Annotated in this window: 15 protein-coding genes; 10 read left to right on the forward strand and 5 right to left on the reverse strand. The window is 66.4% G+C overall.

Going from position 1 to position 18,842, the window contains the following annotated elements; translation table 11 throughout:
• The first annotated feature begins 431 nt into the window (after window positions 1-431).
• The 5 genes from QMX81_RS16040 to QMX81_RS16060 all read left to right on the forward strand — a co-directional run bounded on the left by QMX81_RS16040 (window position 432) and on the right by QMX81_RS16060 (window position 7,358).
• Window positions 432-2,675 carry a methyl-accepting chemotaxis protein gene (locus tag QMX81_RS16040; protein ID WP_152150760.1) on the forward strand — a complete coding sequence of 748 codons (2,244 nt, stop codon included), beginning with the start codon at window positions 432-434 and terminating at the stop codon, window positions 2,673-2,675.
• Between the two features lie 182 nt (window positions 2,676-2,857).
• Complete coding sequence (locus tag QMX81_RS16045) at window positions 2,858-3,637, forward strand: flagellar brake protein (protein ID WP_121036719.1); 780 nt, start codon at window positions 2,858-2,860, stop codon at window positions 3,635-3,637.
• A gap of 215 nt (window positions 3,638-3,852) precedes the next feature.
• Window positions 3,853-4,344, forward strand: a complete 492-nt coding sequence (locus QMX81_RS16050; protein ID WP_121036718.1) for a chemotaxis protein CheW — start codon at window positions 3,853-3,855, stop codon at window positions 4,342-4,344.
• Between the two features lie 173 nt (window positions 4,345-4,517).
• A complete protein-coding gene (locus QMX81_RS16055) occupies window positions 4,518-4,901 on the forward strand; it encodes a hypothetical protein (RefSeq protein WP_121036717.1) in 384 nt (127 codons plus the stop codon).
• 96 nt (window positions 4,902-4,997) lie between these two features.
• Window positions 4,998-7,358 carry a methyl-accepting chemotaxis protein gene (locus QMX81_RS16060; RefSeq protein ID WP_282262977.1) on the forward strand — a complete coding sequence of 787 codons (2,361 nt, stop codon included), beginning with the start codon at window positions 4,998-5,000 and terminating at the stop codon, window positions 7,356-7,358.
• Here the strand turns inward: QMX81_RS16060 and QMX81_RS16065 are convergent.
• Window positions 7,355-7,525 (reverse strand): hypothetical protein, encoded by a 171-nt coding sequence (locus tag QMX81_RS16065; protein ID WP_282262979.1) that lies wholly within the window; start codon window positions 7,523-7,525, stop codon window positions 7,355-7,357. The two genes, QMX81_RS16060 and QMX81_RS16065, sit on opposite strands and share 4 nt — an antisense overlap.
• Before the next feature lie 51 nt (window positions 7,526-7,576).
• On the opposite strand from QMX81_RS16065, the gene QMX81_RS16070 reads away from it, so the two are divergent.
• The 5 genes from QMX81_RS16070 (at window position 7,577) to QMX81_RS16090 (ending at window position 13,828) form a co-directional block, all read left to right on the forward strand.
• A complete protein-coding gene (locus QMX81_RS16070; protein ID WP_282262981.1) occupies window positions 7,577-9,850 on the forward strand; it encodes a methyl-accepting chemotaxis protein in 2,274 nt (757 codons plus the stop codon).
• A gap of 53 nt (window positions 9,851-9,903) precedes the next feature.
• On the forward strand, window positions 9,904-10,764 hold the full coding sequence (locus tag QMX81_RS16075; RefSeq protein WP_121036714.1) for a CheR family methyltransferase: 861 nt from the start codon (window positions 9,904-9,906) through the stop codon (window positions 10,762-10,764).
• Window positions 10,761-11,357 carry a chemoreceptor glutamine deamidase CheD gene (gene cheD / locus QMX81_RS16080; protein WP_121036713.1) on the forward strand — a complete coding sequence of 199 codons (597 nt, stop codon included), beginning with the start codon at window positions 10,761-10,763 and terminating at the stop codon, window positions 11,355-11,357. The genes QMX81_RS16075 and cheD overlap by 4 nt, the downstream gene beginning before the upstream one ends.
• Window positions 11,354-12,424, forward strand: coding sequence for a chemotaxis response regulator protein-glutamate methylesterase (locus QMX81_RS16085; RefSeq protein WP_282262987.1), 1,071 nt, complete (start codon window positions 11,354-11,356; stop codon window positions 12,422-12,424). Before cheD ends, QMX81_RS16085 begins: the two co-directional genes overlap by 4 nt.
• 105 nt (window positions 12,425-12,529) lie before the next feature.
• Entirely contained in the window at window positions 12,530-13,828 is a 1,299-nt protein-coding gene (locus QMX81_RS16090; RefSeq protein ID WP_147433822.1) for a hypothetical protein, read from the forward strand.
• Between the two features lie 93 nt (window positions 13,829-13,921).
• On the opposite strand, the gene acnB is transcribed toward QMX81_RS16090, so the two are convergent.
• From acnB to QMX81_RS16110, 4 genes are all read right to left on the reverse strand, one after another.
• Entirely contained in the window at window positions 13,922-16,507 is a 2,586-nt protein-coding gene (acnB, locus tag QMX81_RS16095; RefSeq protein WP_152150751.1) for a bifunctional aconitate hydratase 2/2-methylisocitrate dehydratase, read from the reverse strand.
• 49 nt (window positions 16,508-16,556) lie between these two features.
• The gene (locus tag QMX81_RS16100; protein ID WP_121036709.1) at window positions 16,557-16,955 is read right to left on the reverse strand and encodes a type II toxin-antitoxin system VapC family toxin; all 399 of its coding nucleotides are present in this window, start codon (window positions 16,953-16,955) and stop codon (window positions 16,557-16,559) included.
• A 7-nt stretch (window positions 16,956-16,962) separates the two neighbouring features.
• The gene (locus QMX81_RS16105) at window positions 16,963-17,187 is read right to left on the reverse strand and encodes an AbrB/MazE/SpoVT family DNA-binding domain-containing protein (protein ID WP_121036708.1); all 225 of its coding nucleotides are present in this window, start codon (window positions 17,185-17,187) and stop codon (window positions 16,963-16,965) included.
• Window positions 17,188-17,285: 98 nt separating this feature from the next.
• Complete coding sequence (locus QMX81_RS16110; RefSeq protein ID WP_282262994.1) at window positions 17,286-18,698, reverse strand: porin; 1,413 nt, start codon at window positions 18,696-18,698, stop codon at window positions 17,286-17,288.
• Between the last annotated feature and the right edge of the window lie 144 nt (window positions 18,699-18,842).

Here is an 18,842-nt window from a genome sequence, read left to right on the forward strand (position 1 = left end):
GGCCTGGTGCGGTCGCTCAAGGTGCCACAGGCCGCATAACGCGCCTACAGCATGCTGTCCCCGACGCCGCCGCTCCCCCGGGAGCGGCGGCGTTCGTTTGTGGGCGTGCGTGGGCGTCGGTGATCACGGTGCGCGGAACTGTGAACTCCATCAGCGGACGATGGCAGCGAGCATCCCCTCCCACCGTCCGCTTGCGTACGGACGAGCCCGCTCAAACCCTTGCAACAGCAACCATCGCCGCCCGCTGAACCGTGATGGCAAACGTGAAAAAAATGTGACGCAGCACTATCAAGTTGCGGTCGATCAGCGCCGCTATCCGAAGTAGCGACCACGGCAACCGTCGCGCTCCTCCGCTCCACTCTCTCCCATCCCCGCTGATTCCGCCCAGCACCCCACGGCTGTGCGTCACTGCCCTGCCCGGAGTTCCAATCATGAAGTGGTTCCACGACCTGCCCATCGCCCGCAAGCTGGCGGTAGGCTTCACCCTCACCACGTTGATGACACTGGCCCTGGGCAGCTTCGCCCTGCTCCGCCTGGGCGAAGCCAACGCCCAGCTGCGCGCGATGAGCACCAACGACATTCCCTCCGTGCAGCACCTGGGCGAAGTGCGTGCGCAGCTCGGCGAGTTCCGCACCTACGAAATGGCCCAGCTGACCGTGCTGGACAAGCCGGAGTCGGTCGCCGACTACGACAAGCGCATGGCCGACACCGGCAAGATCGTCAACGCCGAGCTGGCCGCCTACGCGCTGCTGCCGGCCGGCGACAAGGAACGTCAGTTGTACGAAGTGGTTGCCGCCCGCACCGCCGATTACTTCAAGGCCAACGGCCTGATCAAGGATGCCATCGCCGCCGGCGACGGCGTCACTGCCCAGCAGATTTCCGATGAACAATCGCGCCCGGCGCGCCGTGCGCTGTTCGCCGCGCTCAAGGACCTGGGTGAGTTCAGCAACGGCGTGATGGCCAGCCGCATCGAGAGCGCCAACGCCACGCACCAGAACAGCGTTTACGCGATCATCGGCTGCATCGTGCTGCTGTCGCTGCTGGCTGCCGTGATGGGCGTCGTGATCTCGCGCGCCATCACCCGCCCGCTCGGCCAGGCCGTGCACGCCATCCAGTCGGTCGCCCGTGGCGATCTGTCGGTCAACATCCAGGCCACCAGCAAGGATGAAGCCGGCAAGATGCTGACCGCCACCCGCGACATGACCGTGATGCTGCGCCGCTTCTCCGAGCAGACCCAGCAGATGGTGGAAATGCACGCCGGCCCGGACATCAGCCACCGTATTCCGGAAGATTTTCCGGGCGTGTATGGCCAGCTGGCCGTTGGCATCAACACGGTGATCTTCGAGCACCTGGATTCAATCAAGGACGCGATCAACGTCCTGAACCAGTACGCCGCCGGCGACCTCTCGCCGAACGCCCGCCGCCTGCCCGGCACCCGCGCGATCCTGCACGAATCAATGGATGCGGCCAAGGCGAGCCTGCTGGCGATCAACACCCAAATCCAGTCGCTGGCCCAGGCCGCTGCTGCAGGTGACTTCACCCAGCGTGGCGATGCGACGCGCTTCGACCACGACTTCCGGGTCATGATCGAGCACCTCAACACGATGATGCAGGTCGCCGACGGCAATCTGTCCCAGCTCTCGCACCTGCTGCAGTCCATCGCCAACGGCGACCTCACCGCGCGCATGCAGGGCGAGTTCCACGGCGTGTTCGCCTCGATGCGCGACGACGCCAACACCACCGTCGCCCAGCTGACCCAGATCGTCGGCCGCATCCAGCAGGCGTCCTCCAGCATCAGCACCGCGGCCGGCGAGATCGCCTCGGGCAACAACGATCTGTCGCGCCGTACCGAGCAGCAGGCCGCCAATCTGGAAGAAACCGCGGCTTCGATGGAGGAACTGACCTCCACCGTGCGCCAGAACGCCGAACACGCCCGTCAGGCCAACCAGCTTGCCATCGGCGCGCACTCGGTCGCGTCGCAGGGCGGTGATGTGGTGGGCCGCGTGGTCAGCACCATGCACGAGATCGACGCCTCCTCGCGCCGCATCGCCGACATCATCACCGTGATCGACGGCATCGCCTTCCAGACCAACATCCTGGCGCTGAACGCCGCGGTGGAAGCCGCCCGTGCCGGTGAGCAGGGTCGTGGGTTCGCGGTCGTCGCCTCCGAAGTGCGCACCCTGGCCCAGCGCTCGGCCGGCGCGGCCAAGGAGATCAAGGGCCTGATCGACGAATCGGTCGGCAAGGTCGCCGAAGGCTCGCAACTGGTCAACCAGGCCGGCGCTACCATGGGTGAGATCGTCGCCTCGGTGCAGCGCGTGACCGACATCATGGCCGAGATCTCCGCGGCCTCGCAGGAGCAGTCCGCCGGCATCGAGCAGGTCAACCAGACCGTGGTGCAGATGGATGAGACCACCCAGCAGAACGCCGCGCTGGTGGAAGAAGCCACCGCCGCCGCCCGTGCCATGGAAGAACAGGCCGGCCATCTGACCGATGCGGTCGCGCTGTTCAAGCTGGAGGGCCAGGCGCACGCAGCACCCGCAGCCGTCATCCGCGCACCCGCCCCGCCGCGCGCTGCGGCACCGGCCAAGCCGCGCAGCGTGGTGGCCGCGCCCCGCCGTGTCATGAGCCGTGAACCGGCCCTGGCCAACGATACCGAGTGGCAGGAATTCTGATCGCGTTCGGCACGTGATCGATCGACCTTCGACACCCCGCTCCGGCGGGGTGTCGTCGTTTCGCCGGTGCCATGCCACGCCACAGCCGCACAATTCCCCTACATAAATGTGAACTACTGCCGATAAACGGACTGAGCCCCGGCATCTACGCATGCCAGCACCCGCCCAACTCAGCAGATTCCATGTCCGAAGGCAGCCTCGACGCACACGACCGATCCCATGCCGCGCACGACGACGGCACGGATGACAGGTACCTGGTCCGCAATCCCCGCCAGATCCGGCAGTTGCTGCAGGCGCTGATCGACCAGCGTTCGTTGATCAACGCCCATCTGGGCGGCCGCGATCAATCCTTCCCCACCGCGGTGCTGGAACTGGACGAAGACGACGATTGGCTGCTGCTGGACGGCAGCCCGTCCGAGCCCGCCAACCGCGCCGCCGAAGACGCCGGCCACCTGCTCTGCTTCGCCCAGCTGGACCGGGTGATGGTGCGCTTCCGCCTGGATGGCCTGGAACGCGTTCGCAACGAAGGGCATGTTGCTTTCCGCGTGCCCTTCCCCGACGAGCTGGTGCACCTGCAGCGCCGCGAACTGTACCGGCTGGAAACGCCGATCACCGATTCGCCCCACCTGCAGTTCCCGATCAACGAAGACCGCAGTGAGATCCTGCAGTTGCGCGTGGTGGACATCAGCGGCGGCGGCCTGGCCGTCACGGTGCCGGTGGACTGCAACGTATTCTCCCTGCAGAAACGCTACGCCGCCCAGCTCGACCTCCCCGACGGCAGCCCGCTGCATGTCTCGCTGATCGTCTGCAACCAGTTGGCGGTCAAGCTGCCCAACGGTGTCGAGATGAAGCGCATCGGCATGCGCTTCGACGACCTCCCGCGCGGTGGCGACAGCGCGATCCAGCGCTACATCTTCCGCATCGACCGGCAGCGCAGTGCGAGGAAGAATGGGGAGAGTTGATGGCTGCCTCAACTGCTCGGCGGTTTGATGCTGCGTGACCGGGTCGGCGCGGGTGGGTTGGCGGGACACGCCCCCACCCACACCAGCCCAGCCGCCGAACGCAGCACCGCCAACGCCGTTGCTCTCGCCAAGCACCCTAAAGTCGCCCCCGGCCAGGCCGATATCCAGCGTGACCCCCGGTTATTCGACCGCCACGCCCGACCCAGGACCCCTCGATGAACGACAAGAATACCAACGCCGCCAGCGACGGCGGCGAATACCTCAGCTTCACCCTCGGCGCCGAGCACTACGGCGTGGACATCCTTAAAGTCCAGGAAATCCGCGGCTACGACTCCGTCACCCGCGTCCCCGATGCCCCGGACTACATCAAAGGCGTCATCAACCTGCGCGGCACCATCGTCCCCGTCATCGACCTGCGCCTCAAGCTGCGCCTGGAAAATGCCACCTACGACGCCTTCACCGTCATGATCGTGCTCAACGTCGAAGACCGCGTCGTCGGCATCGTCGTCGACAGCGTCTCCGACGTCATCCCGCTGGCTGCCGATCAGATCCGCCCGACGCCCGAGTTCGGCGCCGCCGTCGATACCCGCTTCATCTCCGGCATCGGCACCCAGGACGATCGCATGCTGATCCTGCTGGATATCGAAACCCTGCTCGACAGCGCCGACATGGGCCAGGCCCCGGTCATCGACGACGTCGCAGCCTGAGACATACGTCACAGAACAAAGCGCTGTCTGCGCCCGGTACGTACCGTGGCGGCCGCTGACGAAAAAACGTGCTTCAGTTCCGCCCGGACCGGCCGATAGCTGGTTTCAGAACCCGGCTGCACTGGATCGCCCATGGCCGGGCCAACTGCCCATATCCCCGGAGAATCTTCCCGATGAAGTCCCTGCTTGCCCTGTTCTCGGTCGCCGTGATCGCCTCTTCCACCTCTACTGCATTCGCCCAGTCCGGTGAAATGATTCCGCCGGAAATGGCCCCGCGCTCGGTCGGCAAGGACGGCATGGTCTGCGGCAAGGTCGAAAAGGCCCGGTACGCCGAAGGCTCTGAAGGCCAGCCGACCTTCCTGTACATGGGCGGCGCTTTCCCGCGCCACACCTTCTCGGCCCGCATCGCCGGCGCCAACCGCGACAAGTTCAGCTTCCCGCTGGAATCGCTGGAAGGCAAGACCGTCTGCGTGATCGGCAAGATCGCCCGCGATGCCTCGCGCGCTGAAATCGAAGTCAGCTCGCCGGCCGGCCTGAAGCTGGCCAACATCAAGTAATTCCCCGTACGCCCTGCCACGCCGGCCCAGGCCGGCGTGGTCGCTGCAACCGGCCCCGACGGCCGGACGCGTTTGCCACTGGAGACCGCACCTGCCATGCCGTGGATCAACAACCTCAAACTGATGCCCAAGTTGATGCTGACTTTCGGCGTCCTCCTGCTGGTAATGCTGCTGCAGGGCATCGTGGCCTATCGTGGCCTGCACTCACTCAACAACGTCACCACCGAACTGGCCGGACCCCGGATGGACAGCATCCGCATGGCCGGCGAGCTGCGTGGCATGGTCGGCGAGTACCGCAACTCCGCTTACCAGGGCCTCATCCGCGCCAGCGATGACGTCAAGGCCGAAGCCAAGTCCCGCGCGGCGGAGCTTCGCACCCAGATCGATGCCTCGATCAAAAAATACCCCGCGCTGATCGACAATCCGCAGCAGAAGAAGCTGTTTGACACCTTCGCCAAGGATTGGACGGACTCGCTGGCGTCCTACGACGCCGTCACCGAAATGCTCGAGCTGGACCTGCCCGACGATGCCGTGGACACCTTTGTCGGTGAAACCCGCGCCAAGCATCGCAAGGCCTCGGCCGCGCTCGAAGCGCTGATCGCCGAAGACAACCGCCTCTCGCGCGCCTCCCGCGAAGAAGCCGAATCCACTTATGCCGCCTCGGCCACGCTGACCGTCGTCACCCTGCTCGGCGGCGCCGCCCTGGGCCTGGTGCTGGTGTATCTGTTTGCCCGTTCACTGGTGGGCAGCATGCGCGGCGCCGTCTCGGTCGCCAACGATGTGGCCAGCGGCAAGCTGGACGGCCATATCGATGTCAGCCGCAAGGATGAAGTCGGCGATCTGCTGCAGGCCATGCAGCGCATGCAGCGCGATCTGCGCGAGCGTACCGAAACCGACCAGGCCATCGCCCGCGAGAACCTGCGCATCCGGACTGCGCTGGATTACAGCTCCACTGGCGTCTACCTGACCGATGCGCACCACACCATCGTGTACAGCAACCGCGCCCTGCAGCAGACCCTGAGCCAGTACGAAGCCGACATCCGCAAGGACCTGCCGGACTTCGACGCCGCCGCCTCGCTGATCGGCAAGTCGGCCGCCGCGCTGGAGCACGGCAGCGAAATGGATCCCAAGACCCTGGCCCAGCTGCAGCAGCACGGCGTCAGCCGCCGCCCGATGCAGTTCGGCGAAGCCCAGTTCGCCCAGGTCATCTCCTCGATCGCCAACGAACAGGGTGAGACCGTCGGCCACGTCATCGAATGGCGCGACCGCACTCCGGAAGCCCTGGTGGAAGCCGAAGTGGCCCGCGTGATCGCCCAGGCCGCAGCCGGCGACCTCTCCGGCCGCATCGACAGCGATGGCAAGGAAGGCTTCTTCCTGCAGCTGGCCCAGCAGCTCAACGGCCTGCTGGATGCCAACTCGGCCAGCATCGAACAGGTCTCCAACCTGCTCGCCGCGCTGTCCCAGGGCGACCTGACCGTGCGTATGCACGGCGACTTCCAGGGCGTGTTCGCCAGGATGCGCGACGACGCCAACGCCACCGCCGAGCAGCTCAGCGGCATCGTCACCCGGATCAAGCACTCCAGCCAGCAGATCAACTCGGCCGCCAGCGAGATCGCCACCGGCAACAGTGACCTGTCGCGCCGTACCGAACAGCAGGCCGCCAACCTGGAAGAAACCGCGGCCTCGATGGAGGAACTGACGTCCACCGTGCGCCAGAACGCCGAGCATGCCCGCCAGGCCAATCAGCTCGCCATCGGTGCGCACACCGTGGCCTCGCAGGGCGGTGACGTGGTCGGCCAGGTCGTCACGACCATGAGCGCGATCCAGACCTCGTCCAAGAAGATCGCCGAGATCATCTCGGTCATCGACGGCATCGCCTTCCAGACCAACATCCTCGCGTTGAACGCGGCCGTCGAAGCGGCACGCGCCGGTGAACAGGGGCGCGGCTTCGCGGTCGTGGCCTCCGAAGTACGCACCCTGGCCCAGCGTTCGGCCGGTGCGGCCAAGGAGATCAAGGGCCTGATCGACGACTCCGTCGGCAAGGTCAATGATGGCTCGGCGCTGGTGCAGAAGGCGGGCGCCACCATGGGCGAGATCGTCGCCTCGGTGCAGCGCGTGACCGACATCATGGCCGAGATCTCCGCGGCCTCGCAGGAGCAGTCCGCCGGCATCGAGCAGGTCAACCAGACCGTGGTGCAGATGGATGAGACCACCCAGCAGAACGCCGCGCTGGTGGAAGAAGCCACCGCCGCCGCCCGTGCGATGGAAGAACAGGCCGGCCATCTGACCGATGCGGTGTCGATCTTCAAGCTGGACGAGCATGAGCTCGCACCCGCTCCGGTCGTGGCAGCCCCGCCGCGCGCCGTCCGCGCGCCGCTGGCGCAGGCTGCAGTGCGTCGCCCGGCCTCGCGCCCGGTGGCCACCGAACTGGCCGACGGCGACTGGCAGGAGTTCTAAGCCGCCCTGCGGCGTGTTGTGAATGACAGGCCCCGGTGCTTCGGCACCGGGGTTTTTTGTTGGCCGGCTGAATGGCCGATAGGCAACGCACTCAATACTCGCCGGATCCGGCCGATAACAGCATTGCCCGACACGTCGTCGCGGCCAGCCAGGATGGTGATCGCCACCGCGTGCTCCTGGCATCGCCACGTGCTTTTGCCCGCTCAGATGCCCTGCCCATGAATCTATTCCGCCGCTGGAACCCGTATTTCTCCAACCTGTCCGTCAGGCGCAAGCTCAACCTGCTGACCGTGCTGATCGCCCTGGGTGTCATCGCCCTGTCGGTGGTCGCTGCGCGCATGCAGTACCTGGATCTGACCGACACCCGCAAGGACAGCCTGAAGACCCAGGTCGAGCTTACTTACGGCATCCTGGAGCACTACCACCGGCTGGCGGACAGCGGTGAACTGACCGAAGCCGCGGCCAAGCAGGCCGCGCTGACGGCGCTGGAAAGCATGCGTGCCGACGGCGACACCTACTACTTCAACGTGTACGACACGAACTACCGCATGCTCATGCATCCGTTCCGCAAGGAGCTGATCGGGCAGGACATGAAGGACTACCGCACCGATGACGGGGTGCGCGTGTACTACGACCAGATCGGCATGGCCCGCCTCGGCGGCGGCTTCGTCTCCTACCAGTGGGCCAAGCCGGGCACCGAGAAGGTGGTGGAGAAAGTCGCCTATGCCGGCATGTACGCACCATGGAACTGGGTGATCAGCAGCGGCGTCTACATGGACGATGTGCAGCAGCAGGCATTGGTGTTCACCGCCATCATGGCGGCGACCGGCGGCGGCGTGGTGCTGATCGTGCTGGCGCTGAGCTGGCTGATCGGCAACCGCATCACCCTGCCCCTGCGCCAGGCCACCCATGTGGCCGAGAGCATCGCCCGCGGCAAGCTGGACAGCCGCATCGGCGAGCAGGCCCATGACGAACCCGGCCGCCTGCTGGAAAGCATGGCGCGCATGCAGGAACAGCTGCACGCGGTGATCAGCGGCCAGCGCGAGATGGCCAGCCGCCATGACGCCGGCAACACCGGCTACCGCATGGACGAAACCGCCTTCCCCGGCGAGTACGGCCTGATGGTGCACGAGACCAACACCCTGGTCGGCGCGCACGTGCAGACCATGGACGAAGTACTGGCGGTGGTGCAGCGTTACGCACAGGGCGACCTCAGCGCGGATATCGCGCGCTACCCGGGGGAGAAGGCCGCCATCACCAGCACCGTCGATGCGGTCAAGCAGAACCTGGGCAGCATCAATGGCGAGATCCAGCGCCTGGCTGCGGCCGCCGCCGCCGGCGATTTCAGCCAGCGGGGCGATGCCGCCCGCTTCGATCACGATTTCCGCCGGATGATCGGTCACCTCAACGCGATGATGCAGGTCAGCGATGAGAACCTGGGCAAGCTCTCGCAGTTGTTGTCGGCCATTGCCGAAGGCGATCTGACCGCGCGCATGCACGGCGATTTCCAGGGCGTCTTCGCCACCATGCGTGACGATGCCAACGCCACCGTTGCGCAGCTGACCCAGATCGTCGGCCAGATCCAGGAGGCCGCCGGCAGCATCAACCTGGCCGCCGGTGAAATCGCCACCGGCAACAGCGATCTGTCGCGCCGCACCGAGCAGCAGGCCGCCAACCTGGAAGAGACCGCCGCCTCGATGGAGGAACTCACCTCCACGGTGCGCCAGAACGCCGAACATGCCCGCCAGGCCAACCAGCTGGCAATCGGCGCACACACGGTGGCCTCCCAGGGCGGGAACGTCGTTGGCGAAGTGGTGACCACCATGGCCGCGATCCAGACCTCCTCCAGGAAGATCGCCGAGATCATCTCGGTCATCGACGGCATCGCCTTCCAGACCAATATCCTGGCGCTGAACGCCGCGGTGGAAGCCGCGCGTGCCGGCGAGCAGGGCCGCGGCTTTGCGGTGGTCGCCTCAGAGGTTCGCACGCTTGCCCAGCGCTCGGCCGGCGCGGCCAAGGAGATCAAGGGCCTGATCGACGACTCCGTCGGCAAGGTCGCCGAGGGCTCCCAGCTGGTCAACCAGGCCGGTGCCACCATGGGCGAGATCGTGGCCTCGGTGCAGCGCGTGACCGACATCATGGCCGAGATTTCCGCTGCCTCGCAGGAACAGTCCGCCGGCATCGACCAGGTCAATCAGACCGTGGTGCAGATGGACGAGACCACCCAGCAGAACGCCGCCCTGGTGGAAGAAGCCACTGCCGCCGCACGCGCGATGGAAGAACAGGCCACCCAGCTGGCCGATGCGGTGGCGATCTTCCGGCTGGACAATCAGGTCGCCCAGGCGGTCAGTGCCGTGACCGCCCGTGCGGTTGCCGAGCTGGCCCCGATGCGCCGCCCCAGCCGCCCGGTACCGCCGGCACCGCCTGCCGCCGCCCCGGTGCGCACCCCGCGCAGCACGCCGGCCGATGACGGCAACTGGCAAGCATTCTGAGTTCCCGCGGCGATCCCGCGATCACCGCACCCCCTTCCCCTGCGAGTCCGCCCGTGTCCACGCCCCCCGCCAACGCCGCTTCACCGAACGCTCGCGAATTCGAGTTCGCCGACCGTGACTTCCGCCGCGTCTGCGAGCTGATCTACCAGCGCGTCGGCATCTCGCTGGCGCCGGCCAAGCGCGACATGGTCTATGGACGGCTGTCGCGGCGGCTGCGTGCGCTCGGCATGCGCAGCTTCAGCGACTACCTGGACCAGCTCGAAGCCCACGGCGGTGACGAATGGCAGGCGTTCACCAACGCGCTGACCACCAACCTCACCGCGTTCTTCCGCGAACCGCACCACTTCGAGAAGCTCACCGAGGAACTGCGCCTTCGCGCCGGCCATGGCACGCTGCAGCTGTGGTCATGCGCGGCTTCGACCGGCGAAGAGCCCTACTCGATGGCCATCACGGCCTGCGAGACCTTTGGCACGCTCAAACCGCCGGTACGCATCCTGGCGACCGACGTGGACACCCAGGTGTTGGCCACCGCCAGCCGCGGCGTGTACGCGATCGACCGCGTCGCCGGGCTGGATCCGGCCCTCCGAAAGCGCTACTTCCAGCGCGGTACCGGGCCCAACGAAGGCCATTGCCGGGTCAATCCGGCCCTGCGTGACCTCATCGACTACCGCCCGCTCAACCTGCTCGCCAACCGTTACGACGTCGGCGGCCCGTTCGATGCCCTGTTCTGCCGCAACGTGATGATCTATTTCGATAAACCGACCCAGCGCGGGATCCTCTCGCGTCTCATCCAGCACATGGGCGATGACGGCCTGCTCTATACCGGCCACTCGGAGAACTACCTGCACGCCGCCGACCTGATCCAGCCCTGCGGCCGCACGCTGTACAAACGCGCGCCGGGAGCACCGGTATGAGTCTGCCGATCCGTAACGACGAGGTGATGCGCTATTTCGACAGCCGCTTCCAGGTGACCGCCGCCAAGCTGCTGCCGACCCAGTACCTGGCCGTGGATGACAACACCGCACTGACCACCACGCTGGGCTCCTGCGTGGCCGCCTGCCTGCGCGATCCAGTGCTCAAGATCGGCGGCATGAACCACTTCCTGCTGCCCGAGGGCAACGTCGGTGATGGCGCGCCCGCGCGTTACGGCAGCTACGCGATGGAACTGCTGATCAACGATCTGCTCAAGCGCGGCGCACACCGCAAGCGGCTGGAGGCCAAGGTGTTCGGCGGGGCCAACGTGCTCAAGGGCTTCACCAGCAACCCGGTCGGCACCCGCAACGCCGAGTTCGTGCGCCAGTACCTGCAGGCCGAGCACATTCCAATCATCGCCGAGGACCTGTGCGGCATCCATCCACGCAAGGTGTGGTTCTTCGCCGATACCGGCCGCGTGGTCGTGCAGCGCCTGCCGCACGCGCATGAAGCCGAAGTGGCCGCGACCGAATCGGCCGTGCGCGCCCGCCTGTCCAAGGCCCCGGTCACCGGCGGCGTGGAGCTGTTCGAATGACCCACGGTGTGCCCTGCAAAGTGCTGATCGTCGACGACTCGGCGGTCGTCCGCCAGATGCTGAGCGAGATCCTCGCCAGCGATCCCGGCATCGAGGTCGTCGGCACCGCTGCCGACCCCCTGCTGGCGCGCGAGAAGATCAAGCGCCTGGCGCCGGACGTGATCACCCTGGACGTGGAAATGCCACGGATGGATGGCCTGGCCTTCCTGGAAAACCTGATGCGCCTGCATCCGCTGCCGGTGGTGATGATCTCCTCGCTGACCGAGCGTGGCGCTGACACCACGCTGCAGGCATTGGCGCTGGGCGCGGTGGACTTCGTGTCCAAGCCCAAGCTGGATGTCGCCCGTGGCCTGCAGGGCTACGCCGACGAGATCATCGCCAAGGTCAAGATGGCCGCACGCTCGCGCGTGCGCCCGCTGTCCCGGCCCAATCCGCCGCGGATCACCCTGGGTGCCGTGGCGCCGGTGGCGACACCGCGCTCCATCCAGTTCCGCACCACCGACCGCCTGATCGCGATCGGCGCCTCCGCCGGGGGCACCGAGGCCCTGCGCGTGGTGCTGGAAGGCCTGCCTGCCGATGCCCCGGCCGTGGTGATGACCCAGCACCTGCCGGCGCAGTTCAGCACCCCGTTCGCCGAGCGCCTGGACCGCCATTCTGCAATGTCCGTGCGCGAAGCCAGCGACGGCGAAGCGGTCCTGCCCGGCCACGCCTACCTGCCGCCCGGTGGCAAGCACCTGCGCGTGATCCGCGACGGCGCCCGCTGGCGCTGCCGGATCGACGACGGCCCGCCGATCAACCGGCACAAGCCGGCGGTCGATGTCCTGTTCCGCTCGGTGGCCGAAAGCGCCGGCGCCAACGCGATCGGCGCGATCCTGACCGGCATGGGCGACGACGGTGCCCGCGGCTTGCTGGATCTTCGCAACGCCGGCGCCCCCACCCTCGTGCAGGATGAAGCCACCAGCGTGGTCTGGGGCATGCCGGGCAGCGCAGTGAGGATCGGCGCGGCCGAGGAAATGGTGCCGCTGGAGCGGATTGCAGAGCGATTGATGGCGTTGGCCCGGGGTTGACCGCTGATCGCGTAGCCGCACGCCTGCATTCTTGTCCGTCACAATGAACATCGCCGGTCCAGGAATGGCCGGCGTTTCTGTTTTTGCCCTTCAAGGAGTTAGATCATGGCATTACGCCTTTCCCCCACAAGCAGGCGCCTGTTGGCCCCTCTTCTGCTCGCCTCGGCAGCCGCGAATGCGGCCCCCGCAAACGACAATGTCGGCGCGGCCACCCTCCCGGAGAATCCTGCCAACTGGGCCGACCGGGTGCGGATCGATAGCGCCCCGGACACCACCTCGTTATGGCGCGGCCAGACCGACCTTGTCCTGCGCATCGTCACGCCAGAGGACAGCAAGAGTCTCAACCAGACCGGCCTGGGAAAGGTGTTCGGCGACAACCGACCCAAGTACTACCTGCGCGACAAGCTGCCCGGTAGCACCATCGACAGCCAACCGAGCCCGGGCATCACGCTGATGCCCGCAATGGCCAACGCAATGGTGGCCAGCTACTTTCGCCATGCTCCCGATGCCTTGCCCTCAGGAGGCAGCACGTTGCGGTTCCTGGTCGGCCAGTGGGCGCTGGTCCACCAAGGCAATCGCCGCGACAATCCGGTATACCGGCTCAACCACCGTACCTCGGTCGAACAGCGATGGGCCGATGGAACGTTGGACGGGGTGACCACCTGCAGCAACAGCGACCGAACCGCCACACTGGACCAATGGCAGGCCAACGACTACGCCATGGTCAAGCTTGCCTCCTCGGAGATTGCGCTGAACTGTGTGGGCCAGCTGGCCAGAAAGATGCCCACGTTCTACCCGCGCCCGCTTGCGACCGAAGACCTGAGTGACTATGCGGGCGGCGTAGTCCCGCCGGCACGAGTACGTATCTTCGGCGCCTCGGGACGCGGCATCACCGTGTATACCGAGGCGACCTGCAGCACTGACTATCGCGGCAAGATCGAGGTCAAGCGGTCCAACGCGCGGGCCATCGGCGGCCTGTTCGGCGGCGCCCCGAAGAACATCGTGATCGGCATCCCCGAGACCAATACGGTGCGCAACATGAAGAGCGTGCTGTTTTCCATGCCCAACTACGAAGAATACGAGGTGGCGGGCGGCAAACCGCTCATTGTCGACGCCCGCATTGAAAACAGTGCCAACTATCACTGCGCGGGCACGCTGTCGGCACAGTTCGTGCCCAGGCCAGGTCAGGACTACGAGGTCGAGATGGATGTGGCCGAAAGCATGTGTCGCCTGCACATCCGCCAGGTGAAGGCCGACGGCAGCCTGTCGCCACAGCAGGTGCGCCCTGCACCGCAGACCTGCAGCAAGTCGGCGGACGAACAGCAGAGCGCGTCAGGCGACGAGACCGGCAGCAGCGGCGCGCCGCCACAGGCTGACCTCTCCGCCACCCAGGTTCTCCCGTAACAAAAACACCCGGCTCGCGCCGGGTGTTTTAGTCTCTCATCCATCGACCAACGGTCGATGGCCATCGGAGCCGGGCACCGCCCGGCGCCCGGATCAGGCAGCAACCGTACCGGCCACTTCCTGGTAGTCCTCGATCTGGTCGAAGTTCATGTAGCGGTAGATGTCCTTGCTGCTGGCATCCAGCACGCCGATGTCGGCCATGTACTCTTCCTTGGTCGGGATGCGACCCAGACGCGAGCAGATCGCGGCCAGTTCGGCCGAACCCAGGTACACGTTGGAGTTGCGGCCCAGACGGTTGGGGAAGTTGCGCGTCGAGGTCGAGAACACCGTCGCGCCTTCGCGCACCTGCGCCTGGTTGCCCATGCACAGCGAGCAGCCCGGCATTTCCATGCGTGCACCGGCGGTGCCGAAGGTGCCGTAATGGCCTTCCTTGGTCAGCTCCGAAGCATCCATCTTGGTCGGCGGGGCCACCCACAGCTTGGTCGGGATGTCGCGCTTGCCTTCCAGCAGCTTGGCGGCCGCGCGGAAGTGACCGATGTTGGTCATGCACGAACCGATGAACACTTCGTCGATCGCCGCACCGGCCACGTCGGACAGCGTCTTCACGTCATCCGGGTCGTTCGGGCAGGCCACGATCGGCTCGTGGATGTCGGCCAGGTCGATCTCGATGACGGCGGCATACTCGGCGTCGGCATCCGGGGCCAGCAGCTCCGGGTTGGCCAGCCAGGCTTCCATCTTCTCGATGCGGCGCGCCAGCGAACGGGCGTCCTGGTAACCCTCGGCGATCATCCACTTCAGCAGCGTGATGTTGCTGGTGAGGTACTCGATGATCGGCTCCTTGTTCAGGTGCACCGAGCAACCGGCGGCCGAACGTTCGGCCGAGGCATCGGACAGTTCGAACGCCTGCTCGACCTTCAGCTCCGGCAGACCTTCGATTTCCAGGATGCGGCCGGAGAAGATGTTCTTCTTGCCGGCCTTGGCCACGGTCAGCAGACCGGACTTGATCGCGTACAGCGGGATCGCGTTGACCAGGTCACGCAGGGTCACGCCCGGCTGCATCTTGCCCTTGAAGCGGACCAGCACCGATTCGGGCATGTCCAGCGGCATGACGCCGGTGGCCGCCGCGAAGGCGACCAGGCCCGAGCCGGCCGGGAACGAAATGCCCACCGGGAAACGGGTGTGCGAATCACCGCCGGTGCCGACGGTGTCGGGCAGCAGCATGCGGTTGAGCCAGCTGTGGATCACGCCGTCGCCCGGGCGCAGCGAGATGCCGCCACGGGTGGAGATGAACTCGGGCAGCGTGTGGTGGGTCTTGACGTCCACCGGCTTCGGGTACGCTGCGGTGTGGCAGAACGACTGCATCACCAGGTCGGCCGAGAAGCCCAGGCAGGCCAGGTCCTTCAGCTCGTCACGGGTCATCGGGCCGGTGGTGTCCTGCGAGCCCACCGAGGTCATCTTCGGTTCGCAGTAGGTACCCGGGCGCATGCCCTGGCCTTCCGGCAGGCCACAGGCGCGGCCGACCATCTTCTGCGCCAGCGAGAAGCCCTTGCCGGTATCCGGCGGGTCCATCGGCAGGCGGAACAGATCGGTCGGGGCCAGGCCCAGCGCTTCACGCGCCTTGGCGGTCAGGCCGCGGCCGATGATCAGCGGAATGCGGCCACCGGCGCGCACTTCGTCGAACAGCACGTCGGACTTCACCTTGAACTCGGCAATGACCGCGCCGTCCTTCAGGGCCTTGCCGTCGTACGGGCGCAGCTCGATCACATCGCCCATGTTCATCTGCGACACGTCGAGTTCGATCGGCAGCGCGCCGGCGTCTTCCATCGTGTTGTAGAAGATCGGCGCGATCTTCGAGCCCAGGCACACGCCGCCGAAGCGCTTGTTCGGAATGAACGGAATATCTTCGCCGGTGAACCACAGCACCGAGTTGGTGGCCGACTTGCGGCTGGAACCGGTACCGACCACGTCGCCCACGTAGGCGACCAAGTGGCCCTTGTCCTTCAGCGATTCGATGAATTTGACCGGGCCGCGCTTGCCGTCTTCTTCCGGCTCGATGCCATCACGCTTGTTCTTCAGCATCGCCAAGGCGTGCAGCGGGATGTCCGGGCGGGTGGTGGCGTCCGGGGCCGGCGACAGGTCGTCGGTGTTGGTTTCGCCGGTCACCTTGAGCACGGTGATGGTCAGGCTTTCCGGCACCTGCGGACGGCTGGTGAACCATTCGGCATCGGCCCAGCTCTGCAGCACGCCCTGGGCGTTCGCGTTGCCGGCCTTGGCCTTTTCCTGCACGTCGTGGAACGCATCGAACACCAGCAGGGTGTTCTTCAGCGCATCGGCGGCGATGGCACCCACGGCGCTGTCGTCCAGCAGCTGGACCAGCGGGGCGACGTTGTAACCGCCGAGCATGGTGCCCAGCAGTTCGGTGGCGCGCTCGCGCGTGATCAGCGGATTGACTTCGCTGCCCAGGGCGATCGCGGCCAGGTACGAGGCCTTGACCTTGGCCGCGTCATCGACGCCGGCCGGCACGCGGTGGGTCAGCAGTTCCAGCAGGAACTCGGCTTCGCCGGCGGGCGGGTTCTTCAGCAGCTCGATGACGTCGGCCGTCTGCTGGGCGCTCAGCGGCAGCGGCGGGATGCCAAGCGCGGCGCGCTCGGCTACGTGGTGGCGGTAGGCTTCCAACATGACAACTCCCGGGTGATTCTTTGAAAGAATGCGGTTTAAAAGTATGGGCTCAGGCGTGCGGCACGATCAGCTTCAGGCCCTTGAAGTAGTCGCGGTAAAACGTGTCGTTCCAGGTGATCAGGCCATCGCACTGCAGCAGTGCATGGGCCCCCACCATGAAGTCGTCCAGGCTGCGCCGGCCTTGGCCACGCTGCCGGTGGCGGCGCTGCATCTCGCCGGCGCGCAGGGCGGATTTCGCCTCCAGCGCGTTGAAATGGACCCCCATCTCCTCCAGGGCCTCAAGCACTTCGGCGCCGCCGCGCAGCGAGGCACACAGCTCGGCCAGGGTCGCGCCGCAGACCACCACGCGCCCGCCGACCAGGCTCTGCCGCAGGCAGGCCTCCACGGCATCGGCCTGCGGGCCGTTGCTGAGCAGTTCGATCAGCACCGGCGAATCGACGGCGATCATGGCGGGCTCACTCTTCGTCACGGACAGCCTTCACCGCGGCCTCGGACGATTCGAAGCCATCGAGTGCGAATTTGCCGCGGGCGCGCGAGATCGCATCGTCCACGCTCTTGCGCAGGATGATCCGGCCGCCTTCCAGCTCCACGGTCAACTGGGTGCCCTTGGTCAGCCCCAGGGCATCACGCACGGCCTTGGGCAGCGTGATCTGTCCGCGTTCAGCAACAGTGGCTTCCATGGGTAGGCCCTCTTCGGTATGTACGAATTATACATACCTGCGAGGGCATACCGCCAGCATCCAGGGCGATCGGGGCTCAAGCGCCCCCTGCCCTGCGTTCAGAACACCAGCTGCAGACGGGTGTTGAAGGTCGTGCCCTCGTCAGGACCGGTGTAAGCGCCACCGCGGTTGTCGGTCCGCCAACGGACCACATCCAGCATCACCCGGCTGTAGTCGTTCAGGTACCAGTTGCCGCCGACCGTCCAGGCCCGGCCGGTACCGCCGGTGGGGAGTTCTGCGTAATCGACATCCTCATAGCGCGCCTTCAGCTCGAAGGCGCCATGCCCGCCTGCGGTGACTGGCTCGGCGACCTTGACCTTGCCCCAGGTGCCGGCCTTGGCCGAGTACGACGGCCGCGCGCCGGAAACGAACCACCCTGCCCCGACCGCCCACGCCGCATGATCCAGATCATAGCGGCCCCGCGCATCCACGCCCCGCAGCGTGCGGGTACCCCATTCGCCACTGGTCCAGAACGGCCCGAAGAAGCCTGCGGCTTCCAGTCCCCAGGCATTGCTGCGTTCGGCGCCGAGCAGCGTGCCCGGCGCAATCTTGATCTCGTCGTTGAAGTGACCACTGATCGCAGATGAGCGCAGCACACCGGAGGCGCCCGCGGATATCTCCTCGTGGAACGCCCAGCCGGCCAGATGCACGGTCGCGTTCCTGCCCAACACTGGATTCCAGTGCACGCGCGTGGCCCAGGTCAGACTGTCATTGTCGCTGCCGCTGTTGTTGAGATCGTTGCCGGCCACCGAAACGCTGGCGTGCCATCCGTTGCCGTACACCCGCTCGGTCAGACCGACACCGAACAGGCCGCGTTGCGGCAGCATCAGTGTGCCGACCACGTTGCGGTCCTGGAACGGCGTGTTGGACGTACTGCTGGAGCCATCCAGACCGCGGTCATTGAGGCGATTGCCGATGGTCAGGTCAGCCACCTGCCCGAACAGCGTGTGATCCACGCTGGCGTACACGGACTTCCACGCCACCGCGTTGTCGGCGAAATCACCTTCCACCACGTAGCCCAGAACGCCATGACGGCCCTCCGCGCCCAGGCGCACCGAACGGATTTCTGTGCCCGACAGGTTGCGCGCACCGTATCCGGATCCGGAGGTGCTGGATTGATCCACGAACAAGCGTCCGCGCGGGCGGAATGTGGATTCGCCATCGGCACTGCTGAATTCCGGTGCGCCCTTGGACCAGGATACCTTCGGCGCCTTGGACTGGGCCGTTTCGACGGCGGCGACGCGCTGCTCCAATGCCGGTGCAGCGGCCGGCGCAGCATTGCCCTCCACTGCACGCAACCGGGCTTCAAGCTGCTGGATCTGCAGCGCCTGCCGCTGGACCAGTTGGCTGAGTTCGGCCTGGCTCAGTGGCGCAGGGGCGGTGGAAGTCTGGGCGCCGGCATGGCCGCTGGCCAACAGCAGGCCGAGCGCCACCGACAGCGCTGCGCGGGGCAGCACATGGGACGTATGCATGAGGTCTCTCCGGCCAACCGGCACGCAGCCGGTGCTGGCCTGTTGCAGGGGTACGGAAAAAACGTGGGAGGTCGCAGCAGCAGCGGCGCCGGCCCGAAAGCCCGCGCCGCCGGGCGGTCGGGGAGCGGGTGGGGGGCGGGCGGT

Origin of the sequence: Stenotrophomonas sp. PS02301 (genome assembly GCF_029959485.1) — a bacterium.
In the GTDB taxonomy this organism is placed as follows: Bacteria; Pseudomonadota; Gammaproteobacteria; order Xanthomonadales; family Xanthomonadaceae; genus Stenotrophomonas; species Stenotrophomonas maltophilia_Z.

Coding starts and splice junctions, on each gene's coding strand:
- QMX81_RS16040 (WP_152150760.1), top strand. CDS start 432: ATGAAGTGGTTCCACGACCTGCCCATCGCCCGCAAGCTGGCGGTAGGC.
- QMX81_RS16045 (WP_121036719.1), top strand. CDS start 2,858: ATGTCCGAAGGCAGCCTCGACGCACACGACCGATCCCATGCCGCGCAC.
- QMX81_RS16050 (WP_121036718.1), top strand. CDS start 3,853: ATGAACGACAAGAATACCAACGCCGCCAGCGACGGCGGCGAATACCTC.
- QMX81_RS16055 (WP_121036717.1), top strand. CDS start 4,518: ATGAAGTCCCTGCTTGCCCTGTTCTCGGTCGCCGTGATCGCCTCTTCC.
- QMX81_RS16060 (WP_282262977.1), top strand. CDS start 4,998: ATGCCGTGGATCAACAACCTCAAACTGATGCCCAAGTTGATGCTGACT.
- QMX81_RS16070 (WP_282262981.1), top strand. CDS start 7,577: ATGAATCTATTCCGCCGCTGGAACCCGTATTTCTCCAACCTGTCCGTC.
- cheD (WP_121036713.1), top strand. CDS start 10,761: ATGAGTCTGCCGATCCGTAACGACGAGGTGATGCGCTATTTCGACAGC.
- QMX81_RS16085 (WP_282262987.1), top strand. CDS start 11,354: ATGACCCACGGTGTGCCCTGCAAAGTGCTGATCGTCGACGACTCGGCG.
- QMX81_RS16090 (WP_147433822.1), top strand. CDS start 12,530: ATGGCATTACGCCTTTCCCCCACAAGCAGGCGCCTGTTGGCCCCTCTT.
- acnB (WP_152150751.1), bottom strand. CDS start 16,507: ATGTTGGAAGCCTACCGCCACCACGTAGCCGAGCGCGCCGCGCTTGGC.
- QMX81_RS16100 (WP_121036709.1), bottom strand. CDS start 16,955: ATGATCGCCGTCGATTCGCCGGTGCTGATCGAACTGCTCAGCAACGGC.
- QMX81_RS16105 (WP_121036708.1), bottom strand. CDS start 17,187: ATGGAAGCCACTGTTGCTGAACGCGGACAGATCACGCTGCCCAAGGCC.
- QMX81_RS16110 (WP_282262994.1), bottom strand. CDS start 18,698: ATGCATACGTCCCATGTGCTGCCCCGCGCAGCGCTGTCGGTGGCGCTC.